Raw genomic sequence first — 19,545 nt, 5'->3', positions numbered from 1 at the left:
TCGCACGGCTGGGTAGTGGGTGTGAGCAAGCAGACGCGCCAGGCGTTTCGCCAGCCGTGCGCGCCGAGCGAGAATGGCGTGATGGCGCGCGTCACGCCGCCGCACCTCACGACCCCAGGAGCTCCCATGACCTCGACCGCGACGCAGTCGGAACGCCACAAGGTCGTGGTGATCGGGTCGGGCTTCGGCGGGCTGTTCGGGACCAAGGCCCTGCGCAAGGCCGACGTCGACGTGACCGTCATCGCCAAGACCACCCACCACCTCTTCCAGCCGCTCCTCTACCAGGTCGCGACCGGCATCCTGTCCGCGGGCGAGATCGCCCCGCCGACCCGTGAGGTGCTCAGTGGCCAGCACAACGCCAGCGTGATCCTGGGCGAGGTGACGGCGATCGACCTGACCGCCCGCACGGTCACGTCCACGGTCCTCGGCCGCGACACGGTGACGTCGTACGACTCGCTGCTCGTGGCCGCCGGGGCCAGCCAGTCCTACTTCGGCAACGACCACTTCGCCGAGTTCGCTCCCGGCATGAAGAGCATCGACGACGCCCTCGAGCTGCGGGGCCGCATCTTCGGCGCCTTCGAGATGGCCGAGCTGGGTGCCAGGCGGGGCGACGATGTCGACCACCTGCTGACCTTCGTCGTCGTCGGCGCTGGACCGACCGGCGTGGAGATGGCCGGCCAGATCGCCGAGCTCGCCCACCGCACGCTGCGCAAGGACTTCCGCGCCATCAACACCCGCACCGCCCGCGTCGTGCTGATCGACGCCGCCGGGCAGGTGCTGCCGCCGTTCGGCAGCAAGCTGGGCGAGAAGACCAAGGCCGAGCTGGAGAAGCTCGGCGTCGAGGTGATGCTCGGCGCGATGGTGACCGACGTGGACGAGCGCGGCCTCGACGTGAAGTTCAAGGACGGCCGCGTCGAGCGGATCAGCTCCGTCGCCAAGATCTGGGCCGCCGGCGTGCAGGCCAACCCGCTGAGCAAGACCCTGTCGGAGCAGACCGGTGCCCCGCTGGACCGCGCAGGGCGGATCTCGGTCAACCCCGACCTGACCCTCCCCGGCCACCCCGAGGTGTTCGTCGTCGGCGACATGATCGCGCTCGACAACCTCCCCGGCGTCGCGCAGGTCGCGATCCAAGGCGCCAAGTACGCCGCCAAGGAGATCGCCAACCGGCTCGACGGCAAGGCCCCGCAGGCGCCGTTCAAGTACTTCGACAAGGGCTCGATGGCCATCATCAGCCGCTTCCGTGCCGTGGCGATGGTCGGCAAGCTCCGGCTCACCGGCGTGCTGGCGTGGCTGATGTGGCTCGGCGTGCACCTCGTCTACCTCACCGGCTTCAAGAACCAGGTCTCGGCGCTGATGCGCTGGGCGATCACCTTCGCGAGCAACCGCCGCTCGGAGCGCACGACCACCGAGCAGCAGATCTTCGCCCGTGCGGCGCTCGCGCGGCTGCGCGGCGGTGCGGCCGACCTGGTCTCCGACCCGGGCATCTACGACGCGACGCGCGCGATGATGCAGGAGACGCGGCGCCAGGAGCTCGAGGCGTCCGCCGTCCGCGAGGCCGAGCTCACCGACTCGGGCGCGCGCGGCGTCCCGGCCGATCGCGTCGGCGGCGCCTGAGGGCGGACGCGCTCAGGCGCTCGACGGGGCCGCGGGATCGGACTCCGGGGCCGGCTCGCCCTTCGGCCGGCGGAGCTGGTGACCCGTCACGCGGGCGGCGACCACGAACGCGATGATCGCGATCGCAGCGCCGGCCACGTCATCGGCGATGTGGTGCCAGCCGAAGTAGAGCGTGGCGATGACGGTCAGGACGAAGTTGACCCAGAAGATCCGCCGCACGATCTTGCTGCTCACCGTGTACTGCGCCATCAGCGCCCACAGCAGGGCGATCGCGGTGTGCAGGCTCGCGAACCCGGCGACGCCCTGGTAGTCGCCCTCGTGCCACAGGAAGCCCTGCCGCGTGTAGACCAGCGACTCCATGAGGTCGGAGGTGCCGTTGGGCGTGAGGTCGCTGGTCAGCCACGGGTACATGATCCCCGGCCCGAGGGTCGGCAGGAGGTAGTAGGACGCGGCGCCCAGCGTCCACGCGATGCCCTGCGCGGTGACGAACCACCAGCCGTGGCCGATGTTGCGCGACCAGACCAGCCAGACGGTGACCAGGATCGCGACGAGCGGGATGTAGGCGAGGTAGACCGCGGACAGCAGGTGCGCCGCGATGCCGGTGCCGAGGATGTCGTGGAGCAGGGTCGACGGGTCGTGGCCGAGGAGCAGGAAGCGGTCGAGGGCACGCAGCTCGCTGTCGAACTTCACCTCGCGCACCAGCGGGAGCAGCGACTTGAGGTTGCGGTAGGCGACGTAGACCACGTAGAAGCCCGAGATGCCGACGATGACGAGCTGCAGGCGGGCGCGGGTCCAGTGCGTACGCAGGCGGTCCCGGATCGCGGCGACGGTGCGGGCCGGGTCGAGGCGCCCCCGCCACAGCGCCTGGGGGAGCAGGTCGAGCACGATGGCCGCCGCGCACAGGACCGGCAGGCGCACCCACGACGGGCCGAGGAAGCTCCCCTCGGGGTCGGCGACGGGCCGGTCGAGCAGCATGCTCGTGGCGAACGTGACGATGCCGATCAGGATCGCGTTGGCCACCAGGAACGTGTAGGGCCGCGACGTCCACCGTCGCCGGCTGCCTGTCGGTGCGTCGAGGGCGGCGGGCGAAGGCGCGGGCATGTGACTCCGGTCGTGCTCAGGCTGGCGGATGCTCCCATTGTCGCGGATTGGTCAAGCCCGGGCGCACCCGGGAGGCGGTTGTCCGCCACGCGACGCCGGGCGAGGATGACGGGATGCGAGCAGTGGTCTACTCCGAGAGCGGTGACACGTCGGTGCTCCGGCTGGTCGAGCGGACGGCCGAGGAGCCCGGCCCGGGCGAGGTCCGGGTGAGGATCGTGCGCGCCGGGGTCAACCCCACGGACTGGAAGTTCCGCGCCGGCGGCATGGGCGAGCTCGCGTTCCCCGAGATCGTGCCGGGCCAGGACGGCTCGGGAGTGGTCGACGCCGTAGGCCCCGGCGTCACCGCCTTCGCCGTGGGAGACCGGGTGTGGACGATCCTGGCCCAGCACACCCGGCCGGGCGGCACGGCACAGGAGCAGGTCGTGCTGCCGCTCGCCCACGTGGCACCGCTGCCCGAGGCCGCGTCGTACGACCTCGGCGCCTCCCTCGGCGTCCCCGCGGTCACCGCCCATCGCGCGCTGACGACCTCCGAGGACGGTCCCGACCGGCTCTCGCCCGGAGCGCTCGCGGGGATGACGGTGCTCGTCGCCGGCGGCGCCGGCGCGGTCGGCAACGCGGCGATCCAGCTGGCGCGCTGGGCCGGCGCGACGGTGGTCGCCACGGTGAGCAGCGACGCGAAGGCGGCGCTCGCGACGGCTGCCGGAGCGCACCACGTCGTCAATCACCGCGAGGACGATCTCGTCGGCTCCGTGCGTGCCCTGGTCCCTGCCGGCGTCGACCTCGTCGTCGAGGTGGCGCCCGCACCCAACCTCCGCCACGACCTCCGGGTGATCCGGCCCCGCGGCACGATCGCGATCTACGCCAACAACGGCGGCGACGAGCTGACCCTCAGCGTCCGCGAGACGTTCTCCACCAACGCCCGCTTCCAGTGGGTGCTGCTCTACACCGTCGGACCGGACGCCCTCCGGGCCGCGGCGGAGGACGTCACCGCCGCTCTCGCCGACGGTGCGTTGGGCGTCGGGGACGAGCACGGACTGCCCCTGCACCACTACCCGCTCGAGCGGACGGCCGACGCCCACGCCGCCGTCGAGGCCGGCGCGGTCGGCAAGGTGCTCATCGACGTCGTCGACGCCTGAGCGAGCCGCGCGTCGACCGGCGTTCGGTAGGCCCCGTCGGACTCGAACCGACAACCAACGGATTAAAAGTCCGCTGCTCTACCCATTGAGCTAGAGGCCCGGAGCGCGAGCCTCCGCGTCCGGCGAACCGTCCGACAGACCCACGCGTGGTGCGATCCTCTCAGAGCGCGCGGTCGTGGTGCCCGTCGGCCGCCCGCCGGGCGCGGTAGGCGCGCACCTTCATCACGTTGCCGCAGGGGTCGGTGCTGCACCAGCGCATCGCGTGGGTGGGGGTGGGGTCGTAGTAGATCCACCGGCAGTCATCGCGCTGGCACTCGCGCAGGTGCTCCCACTGCCCGGTCAGCATCGCCTCGTGGACGATCGCGACGGCGTCGCCGACGATCCGCTCGACCGCCGCCGGACGCGACGGGCGGGCCCACCGCAGGCGCGCGGCGTGCTCGCCCACCTCGACCCGCACGGGATGGCGGCGGGCGACGTCGTTGAAGGCCGATCGGGTCGAGGGCGAGGGCCGGAGCAGCAGGTCGCGCACCACGTCGCGGAAGGCGCGGTAGGGCCTGAGGTCCGCGGTGGCCGGGAGGGGTGCGTAGGCCGAGCCGGCGCGGGCGAGGAAGCGGTTGAGGGAGCCGACGTCCTGGCCGTGGTCGATGCCATGGAACCGGTCGTCGGTGTTGAGGAGGTGGCGCACCTCCTCCAGCGCTCCCGGTGCCGGGCGATCGGTGTCCACTCAGCCCTCCCGCGTCTCGTCCTCGCGAAACCCCGTGACGAGGTGGTTACCATCATAACGTCTCGTGAGGTAACAGGCGGGGGATGGTCATGCTGGCTGCGCAGGTCGGGATCGACGTGCTGGGCCCCAGCGCGGCCCGGGTCGGCGACGTCCCGGTGGCCATGGGCGCGCGACGGCTGCGCAGCCTCCTGGCCCTGCTCGTGCTCGAGCGCGGCCGGCCGGTCGCCGCCGAGCGGATCATCGACGCCCTGTGGGAGGGCGCCCCTCCGCCCGGTGCCGCCAACACGCTGCAGGGCTACGTCGCCGGCCTGCGTCGCCTGCTCGAGCCCGGCCGGCGGCCACGGGCCGCCTCGTCGCTGCTCGTGCACGAGGCGAGCGGCTACCGGCTCGCCGTGCACCCGGAGCAGGTCGACGTCGAGCGGTTCCAGGCGGCCGTACGCTCCGCGCGGGAGCGGCTGCGCCGCCTGCCCGACCCGATGCGACCGGCGCTGCTCCCGGACCTCCCGGTCGGGCCGGGCGTCGAGGCCGCCGAGGCCCGGCGGGCGGGGCTCACCGCCGCGCTGCGGCTGTGGCGCGGCGAGGCCTACGCCGACCTCGGCGAGCTGCCAGCGGCGGTCGCGGAGCGACACCGGCTCGAGCAGCTGCGCCTCGAGGCGCGGGTCGCCCGGGCCGTCATCGACCTGTCCCTCGACCGCCCGTCCAGCGCGGCCGCGGCGCTCGAGGACCTGGCCGGACGGCACCCCCTGCGCGAACGCCTCTGGGGGCTCTGGGCCGTCGCTCTCGTCCGCGACGGCCGTCAGGCGGAGGGGCTCGCGGTGCTGGCCACGCTGCGGAGCCGGCTCGCCGACGAGCTGGGTGTCGACCCCACGCCGGCGCTCGCCGCGATGCAGGCCGACGTCCTGCTCCACCACCCCGCCGTCCTCGGCCTCGACCGCGGCGTCGCTCGCGACGAGTCGCGGGCGCACCGTGCCGTGGTGGTCCTCGACGGCGGTGACGAGCAGGACCATCGCCTCGCGGACGAGCTGGTCCGCCGCGCGCGCGGGCCCCTCACCGCGCCGGGACGGGCGAGCGTCGGTGACGCCGGGGCGTGCACCCACGACGGGTGCTGCCGCCAGCCGGTCGTGGTGGTGGTCGTCGACGACGGTCCGGGGCAGCACCCGGGCGTCGGACGCCGCCCGGCGCACCGTGACCCCTCCGTTACCGACCCGGCCCAACGGTCACCGTTTCGTGACGATCACCGCCGTCGCGGGCGGACCTTCCCCGCCTAGCGTCCTGGAGAGGGCCGAGGACACTTCCCGGCCAACTCGAGGACGAAAGGCTGGACAGGATGAAGCGGAACAAGCCGCTCGCGCTCGTTGCCGGTGCTGCCCTACTGACGCTCGCCGCCTGCGGTGGCGGGTCGTCGGACGACGGTGAGTCCGGGTCGGGGACCGAGAGGGACTTCAGCGAGCAGGGAGGTGGGACGAAGGACCCCGAGCGCCAGGGCCCCGCTGCCGAGGTCGAAGGAGCGTCGGCGGGCGGGACGATCACGGTCTACCTGCCTGGCGATCCCGGGCCCAACTCGCTCGACCCGACCGGTGGTTGGTCGGTGACCGGCAACTCCATCCAGCAGGCGCTCACGAGCCGCTCGCTGACCCAGTACATCCGTGACGAGAACGGCCAGCCCGTGCTGGTGCCCGACCTCGCCACCGACCTGGGCACCCCCAACGACGACTACACGGAGTGGACCTTCACCATCCGTGACGACGCGACGTGGGAGGACGGCAAGCCCGTCACGGCCGAGGAGGTCGCGTTCGGCATCTGCCGCTCGCTCGACTCCGAGGCGTTCCCGTCCGGTCCGGGCACCGAGTACTCCAAGACCTACTTCGCGGGTGCCGAGGACTACGCGGGTCCCTACACGGCCAAGGACCCGGACTGCAAGGAGTGGGACGGGATCGCGGTCGACGGCCAGGACATCACCATCTCGATGTCGCAGCCGTTCCCGGACATGGACTACTGGGGCGCGTTCATGGCGATGGGCCCCGCGCCCCTCGGCGACGCCTCCGAGCCGCCGAACTACGGCACCAAGCCGCTGTCCAACGGTCCCTACAAGATCGAGAGCTTCAAGCCCAACGAGGAGCTGGTCGTGGTGAAGAACGACCAGTGGGCTGCTGACTCCGACCCGGGTCGTCACCAGTACGCCGACGGGTTCGTCTTCAAGTTCAACCAGGACCAGGCCAAGGTCGACGAGATCATGCTCTCCGACAACGCCGACAGCCAGACGGCCGTGGCCACCGCGCTCGGCTCGGACAAGTACAACGACGCCAACGACCAGCTCGGTGACCGCCTGGTCCAGCAGACCTCGCAGTGCGTCTCCACGCTGACCCCGGACTACACCAAGATCCCCGAGATCGAGGTCCGCAAGGCGCTCGCCTACGCCTACCCCTACGAGGACGTGTGGATCGCCAGCGGCGAGGTGCCCGGTGTCACCCGCGTCCCGGCCAACTCGCTGATGCCGCCCGGGATGGCCGGCAAGAAGGACTTCCAGGTCGACGGTGAGCAGATCACCTACGACCCGGAGAAGGCCAAGGCCCTCCTGGAGGAGGCCGGTGTCGAGACCCCCTACCCGATCACCATGATCTACTACGAGGTCGACCCGCTGGCCAAGGCGGCCCAGGACCAGACCACCAAGGGCTTCGAGGCCGCCGGCTTCTCGGTCAAGGCGATCCCGGTGCAGGAGTCGCCCTACAACATCTGGCTCGACCCCGACAACAAGGTCAACAAGAAGCTCAACTTCCGGGGCGTCAACTGGTGCTCGGACTGGCCGTCAGGCTCCACGGTCCTGCCCTCGCTCGCCCGGACCGGCGCGGTCTACAACACCGCCTACTTCTCCGAGGAGTCGGTCGACGAGGAGATGGACCGCATCAACACGCTGCCGCTCGACGAGCAGGCTGACGCGTGGGGCGACCTGGACGAGAAGATCATGACGGAGTACTTCCCGATCATCCCGACCGCCTACCGCAACGACCTGTTCGTGTTCGGCACCAAGGTCGGCAATCCGACGGGCGATGGCTCGATCGGCGCGCCGAACTACAAGGACCTGTTCGTCATGCAGTGATCCTGGCGCGCGTGGATGGGGGTTCCCGGTCTCCGGGAGCCCCCATTCCACGTGTCGGCGCGCGTCGGCGCGTGTCGGCGCGCGTCAGCGCGTGGCGGTGCGGACGTCGGGGGAGGTGGTCCCGGGTGCCGGCTCGCCCGGGCCGCCGCGCCAGTGCGGCAGCGGTGCGTCGCCCACGGCGACCGCGGTGGCGGCGTCGGCCAGCAGCCGGGTCGTGTCGAGGAGCGGCAGCGGGGAGACGGCGGGCGTGACCAGTGCCCCCAGCTCGGAGCAGCCGAGGACCACCGCCTGGCAGCGGTGCAGTCGCAGTCCGTCGATGAGCTCGAGCACGACGTCGCGCGAGCGCAGCGAGGTCCTCCCGTGCACGAGCTCGTCGAAGACGATGGAGTGCAAGGTCGTCTGGTCGGTCAGTGCGAGCGGCACGGCGGCGATGCCCATCGGCTCGAGCTCGTCGGCGTAGCGGCGCCACTCCAGCGTCCAGCGGGTGCCGAGCACGCCGACCCTGGCGTACCCGTGTCGCTGCGCCTCGGCGGCCACCACCGAGGCCGCGTGGAGTCCGGGCAGGGCGAGGTCGGCGCCGGGCTCGTCGAGCGGGGCGTACGCCGTGTCGTCGGGGCAGACGAAGAAGTGGGCGCCCGCCTCCCGCAGCCGGGTGGCGCCGAGCGCGAGCTGGGTGCGCACGGTGTCGGGGTCGTTGCGCTGCCACGCGTCGGCGCCGCCCGCCAGCGGCTGCCAGACCAGGCTCAGCTCCGGCTGCTGGTGGCCGTCCGGGTGGGAGGCGCTGACCTCGTCGATCCGGCGCAACATCTCGGCGGCGCTGTGCAGGCGCGGAGCGAGGACGCCGATGTGGAACACGGCTCAGCCCCCTCTCGTCCGGGCACACCCCAGACGTCCATCATGACTCGCGTCGCTGGGGTCCGACTGGGACGGACGTCCCGAGCGCCTACCGTGGCCCCGTGGACGCCCTCGTCGAGATCTGCCTGGAGGACGTCGGGGGCGCCGGGATCGCGGCCGCTGCGGGCGCGGACGCCGTGGAGGTGTGCGCCGGGCTGGCCGAGGGCGGCACCACTCCGACCCTCGGGTTCGTCCGGCACAGCGCGGCCTCGGCCGCCGACCTGGACGTGCGGGTGCTGGTGCGCGCGCGACCCGGTGACTTCGTCCACTCCGCGGCCGAGGTCGACGTGATGGTGGCCGACATCGAGGCCACCCGCGCCGCGCTGGAGGAGTCGGTTCGCCTCGGGTTCGTCCTCGGCACGCTCGAGCCAGACGGCACCGTCGCCGCGGCGGCCGTACGCCGCCTGGTCGCGGCCTGCGGGGACGCACCGGTCACCTTCCACAAGGCCTTCGACTCCGTGCCCGACCGGCTGTCCGCGCTGGCGCTGCTCGCCGACCTCGGCATCACCCGGGTGCTCACGGCCGGTGGACCCGGGCCCGCGCTCGACCACCTGACCGAGCTCGCCGAGCTGGTCCGGCGGGGCGGCGACGAGGTCCGCATCGCCGTCGGCGGAGGCGTGCGCCCGGACAACGTGGCCCGCGTCGTCGCCGAGACCGGCGCCCGCGAGGTGCACCTGCGGGCGGCCGCGCCGGTCGCCCGCGCCGGCGTGTCGCCGGGCTACGACGAGGCTCCGCGCAGCGTGACGAGCGCCGCCGTGGTCGCGGAGGTGCTGTCAGCCCTGGGTCGCTGAGCCGGTGTCGCCGGGGAAGAGCTCGGCCTCCGCGAGGGGGTCGACGTCCGAGACGTCGTCGAGGGGGAAGATCGGGCGCCGGACCCGCCGGTGGCCGAGCCGCACGAGGTCTTGGTCGACCCCTCCCGGGGTGAGCGCGAGCATCCAGTCGGCGGCCAGGTCGAACAGCTCCGGCTCGAGGTAGCCGATCTTGACCACCACGATGTCGGCGCCCCGGGGGTCCAGGCCGAGCCGGGTGAAGTCGGACTCGAGGTGGTAGGGCCTGCGCCGGCGGGTCACGACCACGTCCACGGCGGGGGTGCGCACCACGACCTCGAGGTTGTCCTCGGACGGCACGACGGCGACCACCCGTCCCGACACCTCCACCGGCGGCTCGGGCCGCGCGTCGACGCGTGCTCCCACGGTGAGGCGTACGTCGGCCCCGACGCCGGCCTCCGCGGCCGCGAGCGCGCCGGTCGCGTCGGGGATGGAGGCGTAGATCGCGCGCTTGCCGCTCGCGAGCAGCCCCTCGCTCTCGAGCAGCCGGGCGAGCGTCCACGTGACGTCGCCGGCGCCGCCCGCGGTCGGGTTGTCGCCCGAGTCGGAGATGACATAGGGCGCCTCGGCGGAGGCGATCGCGGCCGCCAGCACCTCGGCCAGCGTGCCGGTCGGGGCGACGAAGCCGAACTCCTCGCGTCGCTCCCACAGCTCGCTCGCGAGTGCGCTCGCCTCGGCCATCGCCAGGGCGGCGTCGTCGCCGAGCACCATCACGACCGCGCCGTTGCGCGGCTCGTCGGCCCACGGGTAGCCGATCCAGATGCCGGCGTCGAGGATCCCGTCGAGCGCCTCGATCTCCGGCACGCGCGCGTAGAGGCTCGTCGCGGGCTCCTGGCGGGTGCTGGTCATCTCGCCCGGCAGGAGGATGGGCACGGGCACCCAGGCCTTCGCCGGGCGGCGGCGTCCCGACGGCAGCGCGAGGCGGTCGAGGAGGTTGCGCGCGGCGCGCTCCTTGGTCTCCTGCCAGTCCACGTGGGGTGCGGTCCGGTAGGTCGTCAGCAGGTCGACGGTCTCGGCGAGGGTGCGCGAGACGTTGCCGTGCAGGTCCATCCCGCTGCTGATGAGGCAGTCGGGGCCCACCACGGCCCGCACGGCCACCGCGAGGTCGCCCTCCATGTCGTCGAGGCCGACGACGCTCGCGGCGCCGTGCATGTCGAGGACGACGCCGTCGAGCGGCGCCTCGCCCACCGCGGCGACGAGCCCGGCGAGGACCTCGGCCTTGAGCTGGGCGTAGTCGTCGGCCGGGATCGCGCCGCCCGCGATGCTGCGGGCCTGCAGGATGCCGATCCACTCCGCCCGGTCGGCGAGCGCGCCGCCGGCCGCCCAGAACGGCCAGGCGTCGAGCACCTCGCGGCCGCGGCGGGGAGCGAGCATCGCAGCGGTGGTGAGAGCGGGGGAGAAGGTGGACGCCTCGAGGCTGATGCCGCAGACGGCCACGCGGGGGAGGTCCGGGAGGACCGCGTCGGTGGTCACCTCGCGATGGTGTCAGGGCGTGTCGAGGGGCCGGTCGGCAGGCCCGTTCGCCGGATGTTCGTCAACAGGTCCCTTCGGACCGGTGACGTCGCGGGATTTCTTGGTAGTGTCTGTCGTGCAACAGGTGCAAGTTCCAGCAGGTTGACGCCCGCGGAGTTTGTGATCCAACGGCGTTTCCCTCTTCGGGCCCTTCCAGCTTGTAAGTCGGAGCGACGTGTCACCGCACTTGCTGCGGGGCCGTCGAAGCGACGGCTTCTCGTTCCGATAAACAGGAGTACCGAGCACATGGCTCAAGGCACCGTGAAGTGGTTCAACGCCGAGAAGGGTTTCGGCTTCATCGCGCAGGAGGACGGCGGCGACGACGTGTTCGTGCACTACTCGGCCATCCAGTCCAACGGCTACAAGTCGCTGGACGAGAACCAGAAGGTCGAGTTCGACGTCACCCAGGGTCCCAAGGGCCCCCAGGCGGAGAACGTCCGTCCGCTCTGATCGGCTGACGCTGGACCTGTTCCAGATCTGATCCGACTCTGGCCCCTCCCCCTTAGCGGGGTGGGGCCAGAGCCGTTTTGCGGGCACACTTGACACATTCGGGTCATGTGCGGCGCCCGGGAGTCCGCCACACTTGTCACGAACACTAGAGTCGACGCGAGCCAGATGTGCCGTCAGGGGAGTCAGGAGGGTGACGGATGCACGACCAGTTCGACGTGACCCTCGAGGACGGTGACCTCCTCGGCGAGGTCGAGCTCACGACCACGCTGATCATCGCCGCCAGCGAGGCCGACGAGCACCTCTCGCAGGACGAGATCGACCGCATCCTCGGGGTCACCCCCCGCAAGCCGCAGGACTGAGCACCTCGCGCGGCGCGAGAGGCGGCGCAGCACTCCTCGCGGGTCGCGGTGGGTGTGAGACTACTGGCATGGAGTCCCGCGACGTGCGCGCTGCCGGAGCCGTGGTGACCCGCAAGGGTGGCGAGGTGCTGCTGGTGCACCGTCCCAAGTACGACGACTGGTCCTTCCCCAAGGGCAAGCTCGACCCCGGCGAGCACGCCGTCACCGCGGCCGTGCGCGAGGTCGCCGAGGAGACCGGCCTCGACGTGTGCCTCGGGCCCGCGCTGCCCCGGCAGCGCTACCGGATGTCCACTGGTCGATGGAAGTCCGTGGACTACTGGACCGCGCGGGCGGTGGGGAGCGACGACGTCGCCGGCTACCGCGCCAACGACGAGATCGACGCCGTGGAGTGGGTGGACCGGCAGGCCGCCCGCGACCGGCTGACCTACCCCTACGACCGCGACACCCTCGACGAGGCGCACCCGCTGCGGCGCCGCACCCGCCCGCTGGTCGTGCTGCGCCACGGCAAGGCCCGCGCGCGCGGCGGGTGGACGAAGGACGACCGGCTCCGCCCACTCGTCCAGCTCGGCGAGTCCCAGGCGCAGCGGCTCGTGCCCCTGCTCGCCGCCTTCGGCGTGACGGCCGTCCACTCCTCCTCCAGCACCCGCTGCGTGCAGACGGTGGCGCCGTACGCCGACGTGGCGGGCTGCCCCGTCGTGCTCCACGACGAGCTGAGCGAGGAGGACGCCACGGTCGAGGCCGTCGTGGACCTCGTCGACGCCCTCCTCGATGACGACGTCGACGGAGGGGGCGCGGTGCTCTGCACCCACCGGCCGGTGCTGCCGACCGTGCTCGACGCGCTCGAGGTGCCCGACGTCACCCTCGAGCCCGGTGCGATGCTCATCGCCCACCACCGCGAGGGCCGGGTCGTGGCGTCGCAGCTCGTGCAGCCCTGACGCCAACCGGTCCGGCCGAGTTCACCGCGCGTTCACCGTCGGCGCGGTGGTCGTTCTCCTGCGCTGCCTACCTTCTGGTCGTCAGCACCCCTCAGACCTCCAGCAGGAGCGACCGACGTGAACCGCACCTCCCTCCGCACGCTGCTCGCCCCGAGCGTCGCCGTGCTCACCCTCTCCCTGTCCCTGACCGCCTGCGGAGGCGGCAACTCCGCCGACGAGGCGGCCGCCGCCACCGGCGGGCCGGGGGACGGAGACTTCGCCGACCTCTCCGGTGAGCTCGCCATCGGCGGCGCCTCCTCGCAGGAGTCCGCGCAGAACGCCTGGATGGTCGGCTTCAGCGAGGTCGCGCCCGGCGTGACCGTGTCGTACGACCCCGTCGGCTCCGGCGGCGGCCGGGAGAACTTCATCTCCGGCGGCTTCCCGACCGCCGGCACCGACTCCTACCTCGACGACGAGGAGGGCGAGCTCAGCGCCGCGACCGAGAGGTGCGGCTCGGAGCCCATCACCATCCCCAACTACGTCTCGCCGATCGCGGTGGTCTACCACCTCGAGGGCGTCGACGAGCTCAACCTCTCGCCGGAGACGCTGGCCCGCATCTTCGCCGGCGACATCACCCGCTGGGACGACGAGGCCATCGTCGCGGACAACCCGGACGCCGACCTGCCGAGCGAGGACATCACCCCCGTCCACCGCTCCGACGAGTCGGGCACCACCGGCAACTTCACCCACTACCTGTCGACCGTGGCCGGCGACGCCTGGCCGCACGGCGAGGTCGAGCAGTGGCCCAACGAGGCCGGCGGCGAGAGCGGCAAGGGCACCTCGGGCGTCGTGCAGGTCGTCACCGACGCCCCCCACACCATCGGCTACGCCGACGCCAGCCAGGCCGGCGGCCTGGGCCAGGCCCACATCGGCGTCGGCGACGAGTTCGTCGCACCGAGCGCCGAGGCGGCCGCCAAGATCTTCGAGGTGTCGCCCCGGCTCGACGAGGACTCCGCGGTCAACATGGCCTACGAGCTCGACTACACGACCGAGGAGGCCGGGGTCTACCCGATCGTCCTGACGTCCTACATGGTCGCGTGCGAGTCCTACGACGACGAGGCGACCGCGTCCAACGTCAGGGCCTACCTCACCTACATCCTCAGCGACGAGGGCCAGGAGATGGGCCAGAGCGAGGCCGGCTCGGCGCCCCTCACCGCCACGGTGATCTCCGAGGCGCAGGCCATCGTCGACACCATCTCGGCAGGCTGAGCCGCCCACAGCACCGAGGCGTGGGTCGGGCCACCGGGCCCGACCCCGTCCGACACGTCGTCACCCCGGAGGAGCACAGTGACCACCGCGATCCAGGAGCCCGTCCCCGACTCGGGACAACGCGCCCGGACCACCCGCGTGGGGGACGCGGTCTTCAGCCGCACCGCGCTCGGAGCGGCCCTGCTCGTCGTCGGCATGCTCGCCGGCGTCGCCGTCTTCCTGGTGCTCCAGGGCCTGCCGGCGCTCGAGGCGTCCGGCGAGCAGGCCTACGGCAAGCCGAGCATCTGGTCGTACGTCGGCCCGCTGCTGTTCGGCACCGTCTTCTCGGCCGCGCTGGCCATGGTGATCGTGACGCCGCTGGCCATCGGGCTCGCGCTGGTGATCTCGCACTACGCGCCCCGGCGGCTGGCCAAGCCGGTCGGCTACCTCGTCGACCTGCTGGCGGCCGTCCCGTCGGTGGTCTTCGGCCTGTGGGGCATCGCGGTGCTGGCGCCGCGCCTGGTGCCGATCTACGACTGGCTCAACGACTGGCTCGGCTGGATCCCGCTCTTCGACGGACCGGTGTCGAGCTCGGGGCGGACCCTGCTCACCGCCTCCATCGTGCTGGCACTGATGGCGCTGCCGATCGTCACCGCCATCCTGCGTGAGATCTTCGCGCAGACGCCGACGATGCACGAGGAGGCCGCCCTCGCCCTCGGCGCGACCCGCTGGGAGATGATCCGACTGGCGGTGCTGCCCTACGCCCGGTCGGGGATCGTCGCCGCGCTGCTCCTCGGCCTGGGCCGCGCCCTCGGCGAGACGATGGCCGTGGCGATGGTGCTCTCGGCCACCGGCGCCATCATCAGCTTCGACGTCATCTCCTCGACCAACCCCAACACCATCGCGGCGAGCATCGCCAACAACTACGCGAACGCCGCCGGCCTCAAGATCAACGTGCTGATCTTCGCCGGCCTGGCCCTCTTCGTCCTGACGTTCGCCGTCAACTTCCTCGGCCGCTGGGTCGCGACGCGCGGGCAGGTGAAGGGATGAGCCTGACGACCGATCTCGACGACGGCCTCGACGACCTCGACAAGGGTCCCGGCAAGGGCCTCGACAAGGGTCCCGACGGGGCGCGCCCGGTCGACCGGCTCGGCCCGCTGACCGGCGGCACGCTGCCCCGGGTCGCCCCGCTCCTCGTCGGCGTGTGCTCGCTCGCGCTGGGCGCGCTGGCGGTGCTGCTGGGCCTCGGCCCGATCGGCGGACTGCTGGTGGCGTGGGTGGCCCACACCGGCTGGCTCTACGGCTGGACGCGCGCCGTCGAGGGACCGCGCAAGGCCACCGACACGCTCCTGCGCACGTTCATGTGGACGGCGTTCGTGGTGGCCATGGCGCCGCTCGTCAGCCTGATGTGGACCGTGGTGGCGCGCGGTGCGCCCGTGCTGACGCCGCAGTTCCTCCACGACGACATGAGCGGCCGGGCGCTGCTCGGCGTCGGCGGGGGCATCTACCACGCGATCATGGGCACCATCCTGGTGACCGGCATCGCGGCGGTCATCGCCGTCCCGATCGGCCTGCTCACCGCGATCTACCTGGTGGAGTACGGCAAGGGCAACCGGCTGGCCAAGGTGATCACGTTCCTCGTCGACGTGATGACCGGCATCCCCTCGATCGTGGCTGGCCTCTTCGCGGTCGCGCTGTTCATCGTCGTCACCGGCGACCCGCTGCCCCGCCTGGGCATCGGCGGGTCGGTCGCGCTCGCGCTGCTCATGCTGCCGACGGTCATCCGCTCGGTCGAGGAGATGCTCAAGCTTGTGCCCGACGACCTGCGCGAGGCGTCGTACGCCCTCGGCGTGCCGCGGTGGCGGACGATCGTCAAGGTCGTGCTGCCGACGGCCGTCGCCGGCATCGTCACCGGCGTGACGCTGGCCATCGCCCGCGTCGCCGGCGAGACCGCGCCGCTGCTGCTGATCCTGGGCACCTCGCGGGCCGCCAACTGGAACCCCTTCGACGGGGCGGTGCAGACCCTGCCGGTCTACATCTTCCAGTCGCTCGGCCAGACGACGCACTTCAAGTACGGCGAGATCTGGACCGACCGCGTCTGGGGCGCCGCCCTGTTCCTCATCCTCATCGTCATGTCGCTCAACCTCCTCGCGAGGGTCGTCGGCAGGGCGTTCGCCCCCAAGACCGGCCGCTGAGCGGCCGGCCCTCGCAGCCCCCTAGGAGCTCCCCACCATGGCCAAGAGCATCGACGTCTCCGACCTCGACATCTACTACGGCGACTTCCTCGCCGTCGAGGGCGTCACCATGCACATCAAGGCGCGCTCGGTGACCGCCTTCATCGGCCCGTCCGGCTGCGGCAAGTCCACCGTGCTGCGCTCGCTCAACCGGATGCACGAGGTCATCCCCGGCGCGCGGGTGGAGGGCAAGGTGACCGTCGACGGGCAGTCGCTCTACGACACCGCGGTCGACCCGGTCGCCGTACGCCGCCAGATCGGGATGGTCTTCCAGCGGCCCAACCCGTTCCCGACGATGTCGATCTACGAGAACGTGCTGGCCGGCAACCGGCTCAACTCCAAGAAGATGAGGAAGGCCGAGGCCGACGACATCGTCGAGCGCTCGCTCAAGGGCGCCAACCTCTGGAACGAGGTCAAGGACCGCCTCGACAAGCCCGGCATGGGCCTCTCCGGCGGCCAGCAGCAGCGCCTGTGCATCGCCCGCGCGATCGCCGTCGAGCCGCAGGTGCTGCTGATGGACGAGCCGTGCTCGGCCCTCGACCCGATCTCGACCGCCGCCATCGAGGACCTGATCCACCAGCTCAAGGCGGACTACACGATCGTGATCGTCACCCACAACATGCAGCAGGCGGCCCGCGTCTCCGACGAGACCGGCTTCTTCAACCTCAAGGCGGCCGGGAAGCCCGGTCACCTCGTGGAGTTCAACGCCACCCCCACGATGTTCGCCAACCCGGACAACGAGGCGACCGAGGCCTACATCTCCGGCCGCTTCGGCTGAGGCCGTGTCCCGGGGGCCCGGGGGGAGTCAGCATGTCGGGTTCGCGAACACGCCGCCCCGACGGTCGATCAGGGCAGCAGGAAGAACGACTGTCCAGCGACCGTCTTCCACGAGCAACGCTTCTTCTTCTTCCCCTTGATGACCACCGTCCTGCACTTCTTGACCTGGCCCTTGACGTCCGTGCCCTTGTAGGGCTCGGGGACCGAGAAGGCGTCGGGGAAGAAGCGCACACGCTCCCCGTTGATCGAGTGGACGACGCTGTTGCGGCGCGAGAGCTTCACCGTGCCACGGCCCTTGCTCTTGAAGACGACCCGCTGGACCTTGGGCGCGGTGGCGTAGAAGTCGTAGTTGATGAAGTTGGGGTCATCTCCCGCAGCGAAGAGGGCCCCGGAATCCACGAGCACGTAGCCCTTGCGCAGCACGGAGTCGCCGTAGAGGCGCCGACAGTCCTCGGACACCGACGGCTCCGCGATAGTGGTGTGAGTGAACACGATCCGGGTGCAGAGTGCGGGCTCGTCGAGGAATCCGATCCCCGGTCCTACCTGTGCGTCGTAGGTGTAGGCACCGATGGCCCCCGAGGTCAGGGGGTAGAGCGCCGTGGGGTCCTGCGCCGGGAGTGCGGCGCGGGCGGGCGTGGCCATCCCTGCGGCGACAGCGATGGCGATGAGGGCGGTGACGGCTGTGGGCGGGCGCATGGTGTCTCCTCGGTCGGACGGGCGTGCCGACGACACCCTAGGGCCAGTTGCCCCGCGACGGTCGTAGGCCGGGGACCTTGCCGATCGGGACGGGTTCGTCGCTCGGCTGCGCGCGGCGTACGGCCCCGTCGGCCAACTGGCTCCATGTCCGGGTAGTGAGGGACGCAATGGGTGGCCGGGGACCGGTTTTCCGACCAGACCGTCCCTCACTACCACCACCACCCCACAGGGAGCAGCCAGAGGAGGCCGCGTCAGGGGAGGAAGAGGTGAGCCACCCAGTAGCAGATCGCGGCGGCGAGGGCGGCGGCCGGGAAGGTCAGCACCCAGGCGGTGAGGATCGACTTCGCCACGCCCCAGCGGACGGCGGAGAGGCGCTTGGTGGCGCCGACGCCCATGACCGCGGAGGTGATCGTGTGGGTGGTCGAGATCGGGGCCTCGAAGACGTAGGACGTCGTGTAGAGCACCGACGCGGCGACCGACTCGGCGGCGAAGCCGCGCGGCGGGTCGAGGTGGATGATGCGGCGCCCGAGGGTGCGCATGATGCGCCAGCCGCCGGACCAGGTGCCGAGCGAGATCGCGCCGGCCGCGGCGAAGATCACCCACAGCGGGAGGCCGTCGGACTCGGCGACGTAGCCGCCGGTGAGCAGCGCCAGGAAGATGACGCCCATCGTCTTCTGGGCGTCCTGCAGTCCGTGGCCGAGCGCCATGGCGGCGGCCGAGACGGTCTGGGCGACCTTGAAGCCGCGGTTGGCGCGCCCGGGGTTGGCGTTGCGGAAGGCCCACATGATGCCGATCATCAGCGCGAAGCCGAGGCTGAACGCGACGAGCGGGGAGAGGAACATCGGGATGACGACCTTCTCCAGCACGATGGTCCAGTTGGCGCTCGCGCCGGCCGCGACGGCGGCGCCGACGAGGCCGCCGATGAGCGCGTGCGAGGACGACGACGGCAGGCCGTAGTACCAGGTGATCAGGTTCCAGGTGATCGCGCCGAGCAGGCCGCACATCACGATCACCAGGCCGTGGCTTCCCGGCCCCGGATCGATCGTGTCGGACACCGTGTGGGCGACCTTCTGGCCCAGGAAGGCTCCGACGAAGTTCATGACCGCCGCCATGGCGAGGGCCACCCGCGGCTTGAGGGCGCCCGTCGACACGGACGTCGCGATCGCGTTGGCCGCGTCGTGGAAGCCGTTGGTGTAGTCGAAAACCAGGGCGACGACGACGACCGCGATGATGATCCCGATCTCCATCAGGGTCAGGACTCCTTGACGGCGATCTGCTCCACGATGTTGGCGACCTTCTCGAACGCGTCGATCGCCCCCTCGAGGGACTCCACGATGTCCTTCAGCTTGAGCACCTCGAGGGCCTCGTACTCGCCGCTGAACAGGTTGGCCAGGATCCGGCGGTAGGACTTGTCACCGGTGTTCTCGAGACGGTTGATCTCGATCCAGTACTCGTCGAGCGAGCCCATCGACTCCAGCTGCGGCATCGCGGCGGCCGTGAGCTCGGCGCAGCGCTGCAGCACCTCGACCTGCTGGGTGGTCTCCGGCGGCAGGGAGGTGACCTCGTAGAGCAGGACCAGGTCGACAGCCTCGTCCATCATGTCCATCACGTCGTCGAGCGCCGAGGCGAGGGAGTAGATGTCCTCGCGGTCGAACGGGGTGACGAACGTGCTGTTGACCCGCCGGATGATCGAGTGGGTCGTCTCGTCGGCTGCGTGCTCGGCCTCGCGCATGCGCTGGGCGATCTCTGCCTTCGAGTTGCCGACCGACAGCATCTCGCTGAGGAGCTGGGATCCGAGGACGAGGTGGTTGGCGGCTTCGCTGAAGAGGTCGTAGAACGAACTGTCGACAGGGCGGAACTTCAGACGCACGGTGAACTCCGAACGGGGGGCGGATGAACCGTGGTTCATGCTAGGGGGTGATCGGGTCGAGAACGCAACCTCGGGCCGCCGTCGGGGGGCTG

At 71.5% G+C, this 19,545-nt stretch carries 19 protein-coding genes and 1 tRNA gene; 12 read left to right on the top strand and 8 right to left on the bottom strand.

The genetic code is table 11. From position 1 onward, the window contains the following. Positions 1-126 precede the first annotated feature (126 nt). Entirely contained in the window at positions 127-1,614 is a 1,488-nt protein-coding gene (locus tag JX575_RS17230) for an NAD(P)/FAD-dependent oxidoreductase (RefSeq protein ID WP_186339287.1), read from the top strand. Positions 1,615-1,626: 12 nt separating this feature from the next. Here the strand turns inward: JX575_RS17230 and JX575_RS17225 are convergent, their stop codons facing one another. Then, positions 1,627-2,715: a phosphatase PAP2 family protein gene (locus JX575_RS17225; RefSeq protein WP_186339286.1), complete on the bottom strand. Its 1,089-nt coding sequence runs from the start codon at positions 2,713-2,715 to the stop codon at positions 1,627-1,629. A 113-nt stretch (positions 2,716-2,828) separates the two neighbouring features. On the opposite strand from JX575_RS17225, the gene JX575_RS17220 reads away from it, so the two are divergent. After that, entirely contained in the window at positions 2,829-3,851 is a 1,023-nt protein-coding gene (locus tag JX575_RS17220) for an NADPH:quinone reductase (RefSeq protein ID WP_186339285.1), read from the top strand. A gap of 27 nt (positions 3,852-3,878) precedes the next feature. Here JX575_RS17220 and JX575_RS17215 read toward each other — a convergent pair. Further along, positions 3,879-3,951 (bottom strand) — tRNA-Lys (locus tag JX575_RS17215). A gap of 60 nt (positions 3,952-4,011) precedes the next feature. Further along, positions 4,012-4,575, bottom strand: a complete 564-nt coding sequence (locus tag JX575_RS17210) for a CGNR zinc finger domain-containing protein (RefSeq protein ID WP_186339284.1) — start codon at positions 4,573-4,575, stop codon at positions 4,012-4,014. An 89-nt stretch (positions 4,576-4,664) separates the two neighbouring features. Between JX575_RS17210 and JX575_RS17205 the strand changes: the two genes are divergently transcribed. Then, positions 4,665-5,843 carry an AfsR/SARP family transcriptional regulator gene (locus JX575_RS17205; protein WP_186339283.1) on the top strand — a complete coding sequence of 393 codons (1,179 nt, stop codon included), beginning with the start codon at positions 4,665-4,667 and terminating at the stop codon, positions 5,841-5,843. Positions 5,844-5,902: 59 nt separating this feature from the next. Continuing rightward, positions 5,903-7,672, top strand: a complete 1,770-nt coding sequence (locus tag JX575_RS17200) for an ABC transporter substrate-binding protein (RefSeq protein ID WP_186339282.1) — start codon at positions 5,903-5,905, stop codon at positions 7,670-7,672. 84 nt (positions 7,673-7,756) lie between these two features. Here JX575_RS17200 and JX575_RS17195 read toward each other — a convergent pair whose 3' ends face one another. Continuing rightward, entirely contained in the window at positions 7,757-8,527 is a 771-nt protein-coding gene (locus JX575_RS17195; protein ID WP_206054436.1) for an aspartate/glutamate racemase family protein, read from the bottom strand. Positions 8,528-8,628: 101 nt separating this feature from the next. Here JX575_RS17195 and JX575_RS17190 point away from each other — a divergent pair, with 101 nt between their 5' ends. Further along, positions 8,629-9,357 (top strand): copper homeostasis protein CutC, encoded by a 729-nt coding sequence (locus JX575_RS17190; RefSeq protein WP_186339281.1) that lies wholly within the window; start codon positions 8,629-8,631, stop codon positions 9,355-9,357. On the opposite strand, the gene JX575_RS17185 is transcribed toward JX575_RS17190, so the two are convergent. Beyond that, positions 9,340-10,866 (bottom strand): M81 family metallopeptidase, encoded by a 1,527-nt coding sequence (locus JX575_RS17185; protein ID WP_241005229.1) that lies wholly within the window; start codon positions 10,864-10,866, stop codon positions 9,340-9,342. The two genes, JX575_RS17190 and JX575_RS17185, sit on opposite strands and share 18 nt — an antisense overlap. A 285-nt stretch (positions 10,867-11,151) precedes the next feature. Here JX575_RS17185 and JX575_RS17180 point away from each other — a divergent pair, with 285 nt between their 5' ends. The 7 genes from JX575_RS17180 (at position 11,152) to pstB (ending at position 16,888) form a co-directional block, all read left to right on the top strand. Then, positions 11,152-11,355, top strand: a complete 204-nt coding sequence (locus JX575_RS17180; RefSeq protein ID WP_056598399.1) for a cold-shock protein — start codon at positions 11,152-11,154, stop codon at positions 11,353-11,355. Positions 11,356-11,552: 197 nt separating this feature from the next. Then, positions 11,553-11,714: a hypothetical protein gene (locus JX575_RS17175; RefSeq protein WP_186339280.1), complete on the top strand. Its 162-nt coding sequence runs from the start codon at positions 11,553-11,555 to the stop codon at positions 11,712-11,714. A 68-nt stretch (positions 11,715-11,782) separates the two neighbouring features. Beyond that, positions 11,783-12,649: an NUDIX hydrolase gene (locus tag JX575_RS17170; protein ID WP_186339279.1), complete on the top strand. Its 867-nt coding sequence runs from the start codon at positions 11,783-11,785 to the stop codon at positions 12,647-12,649. Positions 12,650-12,766: 117 nt separating this feature from the next. Next, a complete protein-coding gene (locus tag JX575_RS17165; protein ID WP_186339278.1) occupies positions 12,767-13,897 on the top strand; it encodes a phosphate ABC transporter substrate-binding protein PstS in 1,131 nt (376 codons plus the stop codon). A gap of 78 nt (positions 13,898-13,975) precedes the next feature. Continuing rightward, a complete protein-coding gene (gene pstC, locus JX575_RS17160; RefSeq protein WP_241005228.1) occupies positions 13,976-14,926 on the top strand; it encodes a phosphate ABC transporter permease subunit PstC in 951 nt (316 codons plus the stop codon). After that, positions 14,923-16,071, top strand: a complete 1,149-nt coding sequence (gene pstA / locus JX575_RS17155) for a phosphate ABC transporter permease PstA (RefSeq protein ID WP_186339277.1) — start codon at positions 14,923-14,925, stop codon at positions 16,069-16,071. The genes pstC and pstA overlap by 4 nt, the downstream gene beginning before the upstream one ends. A 37-nt stretch (positions 16,072-16,108) precedes the next feature. Then, positions 16,109-16,888: a phosphate ABC transporter ATP-binding protein PstB gene (gene pstB / locus JX575_RS17150; RefSeq protein ID WP_186339276.1), complete on the top strand. Its 780-nt coding sequence runs from the start codon at positions 16,109-16,111 to the stop codon at positions 16,886-16,888. A gap of 68 nt (positions 16,889-16,956) precedes the next feature. Here pstB and JX575_RS17145 read toward each other — a convergent pair whose 3' ends face one another. The 3 genes from JX575_RS17145 to JX575_RS17135 all read right to left on the bottom strand — a co-directional run bounded on the left by JX575_RS17145 (position 16,957) and on the right by JX575_RS17135 (position 19,453). Beyond that, positions 16,957-17,583, bottom strand: a complete 627-nt coding sequence (locus tag JX575_RS17145) for a hypothetical protein (RefSeq protein WP_186339275.1) — start codon at positions 17,581-17,583, stop codon at positions 16,957-16,959. A 251-nt stretch (positions 17,584-17,834) separates the two neighbouring features. Beyond that, positions 17,835-18,830, bottom strand: a complete 996-nt coding sequence (locus JX575_RS17140) for an inorganic phosphate transporter (RefSeq protein ID WP_186339274.1) — start codon at positions 18,828-18,830, stop codon at positions 17,835-17,837. Between the two features lie 5 nt (positions 18,831-18,835). Beyond that, positions 18,836-19,453: a DUF47 family protein gene (locus JX575_RS17135; protein WP_186339273.1), complete on the bottom strand. Its 618-nt coding sequence runs from the start codon at positions 19,451-19,453 to the stop codon at positions 18,836-18,838. Positions 19,454-19,545: the final 92 nt, after the last annotated feature.

The sequence above is a fragment of the Nocardioides sp. zg-1228 genome (genome assembly GCF_017086465.1).
Lineage (GTDB): Bacteria > Actinomycetota > Actinomycetes > Propionibacteriales > Nocardioidaceae > Nocardioides.
This window is presented reverse-complemented; position numbering and strand designations above follow the sequence as displayed.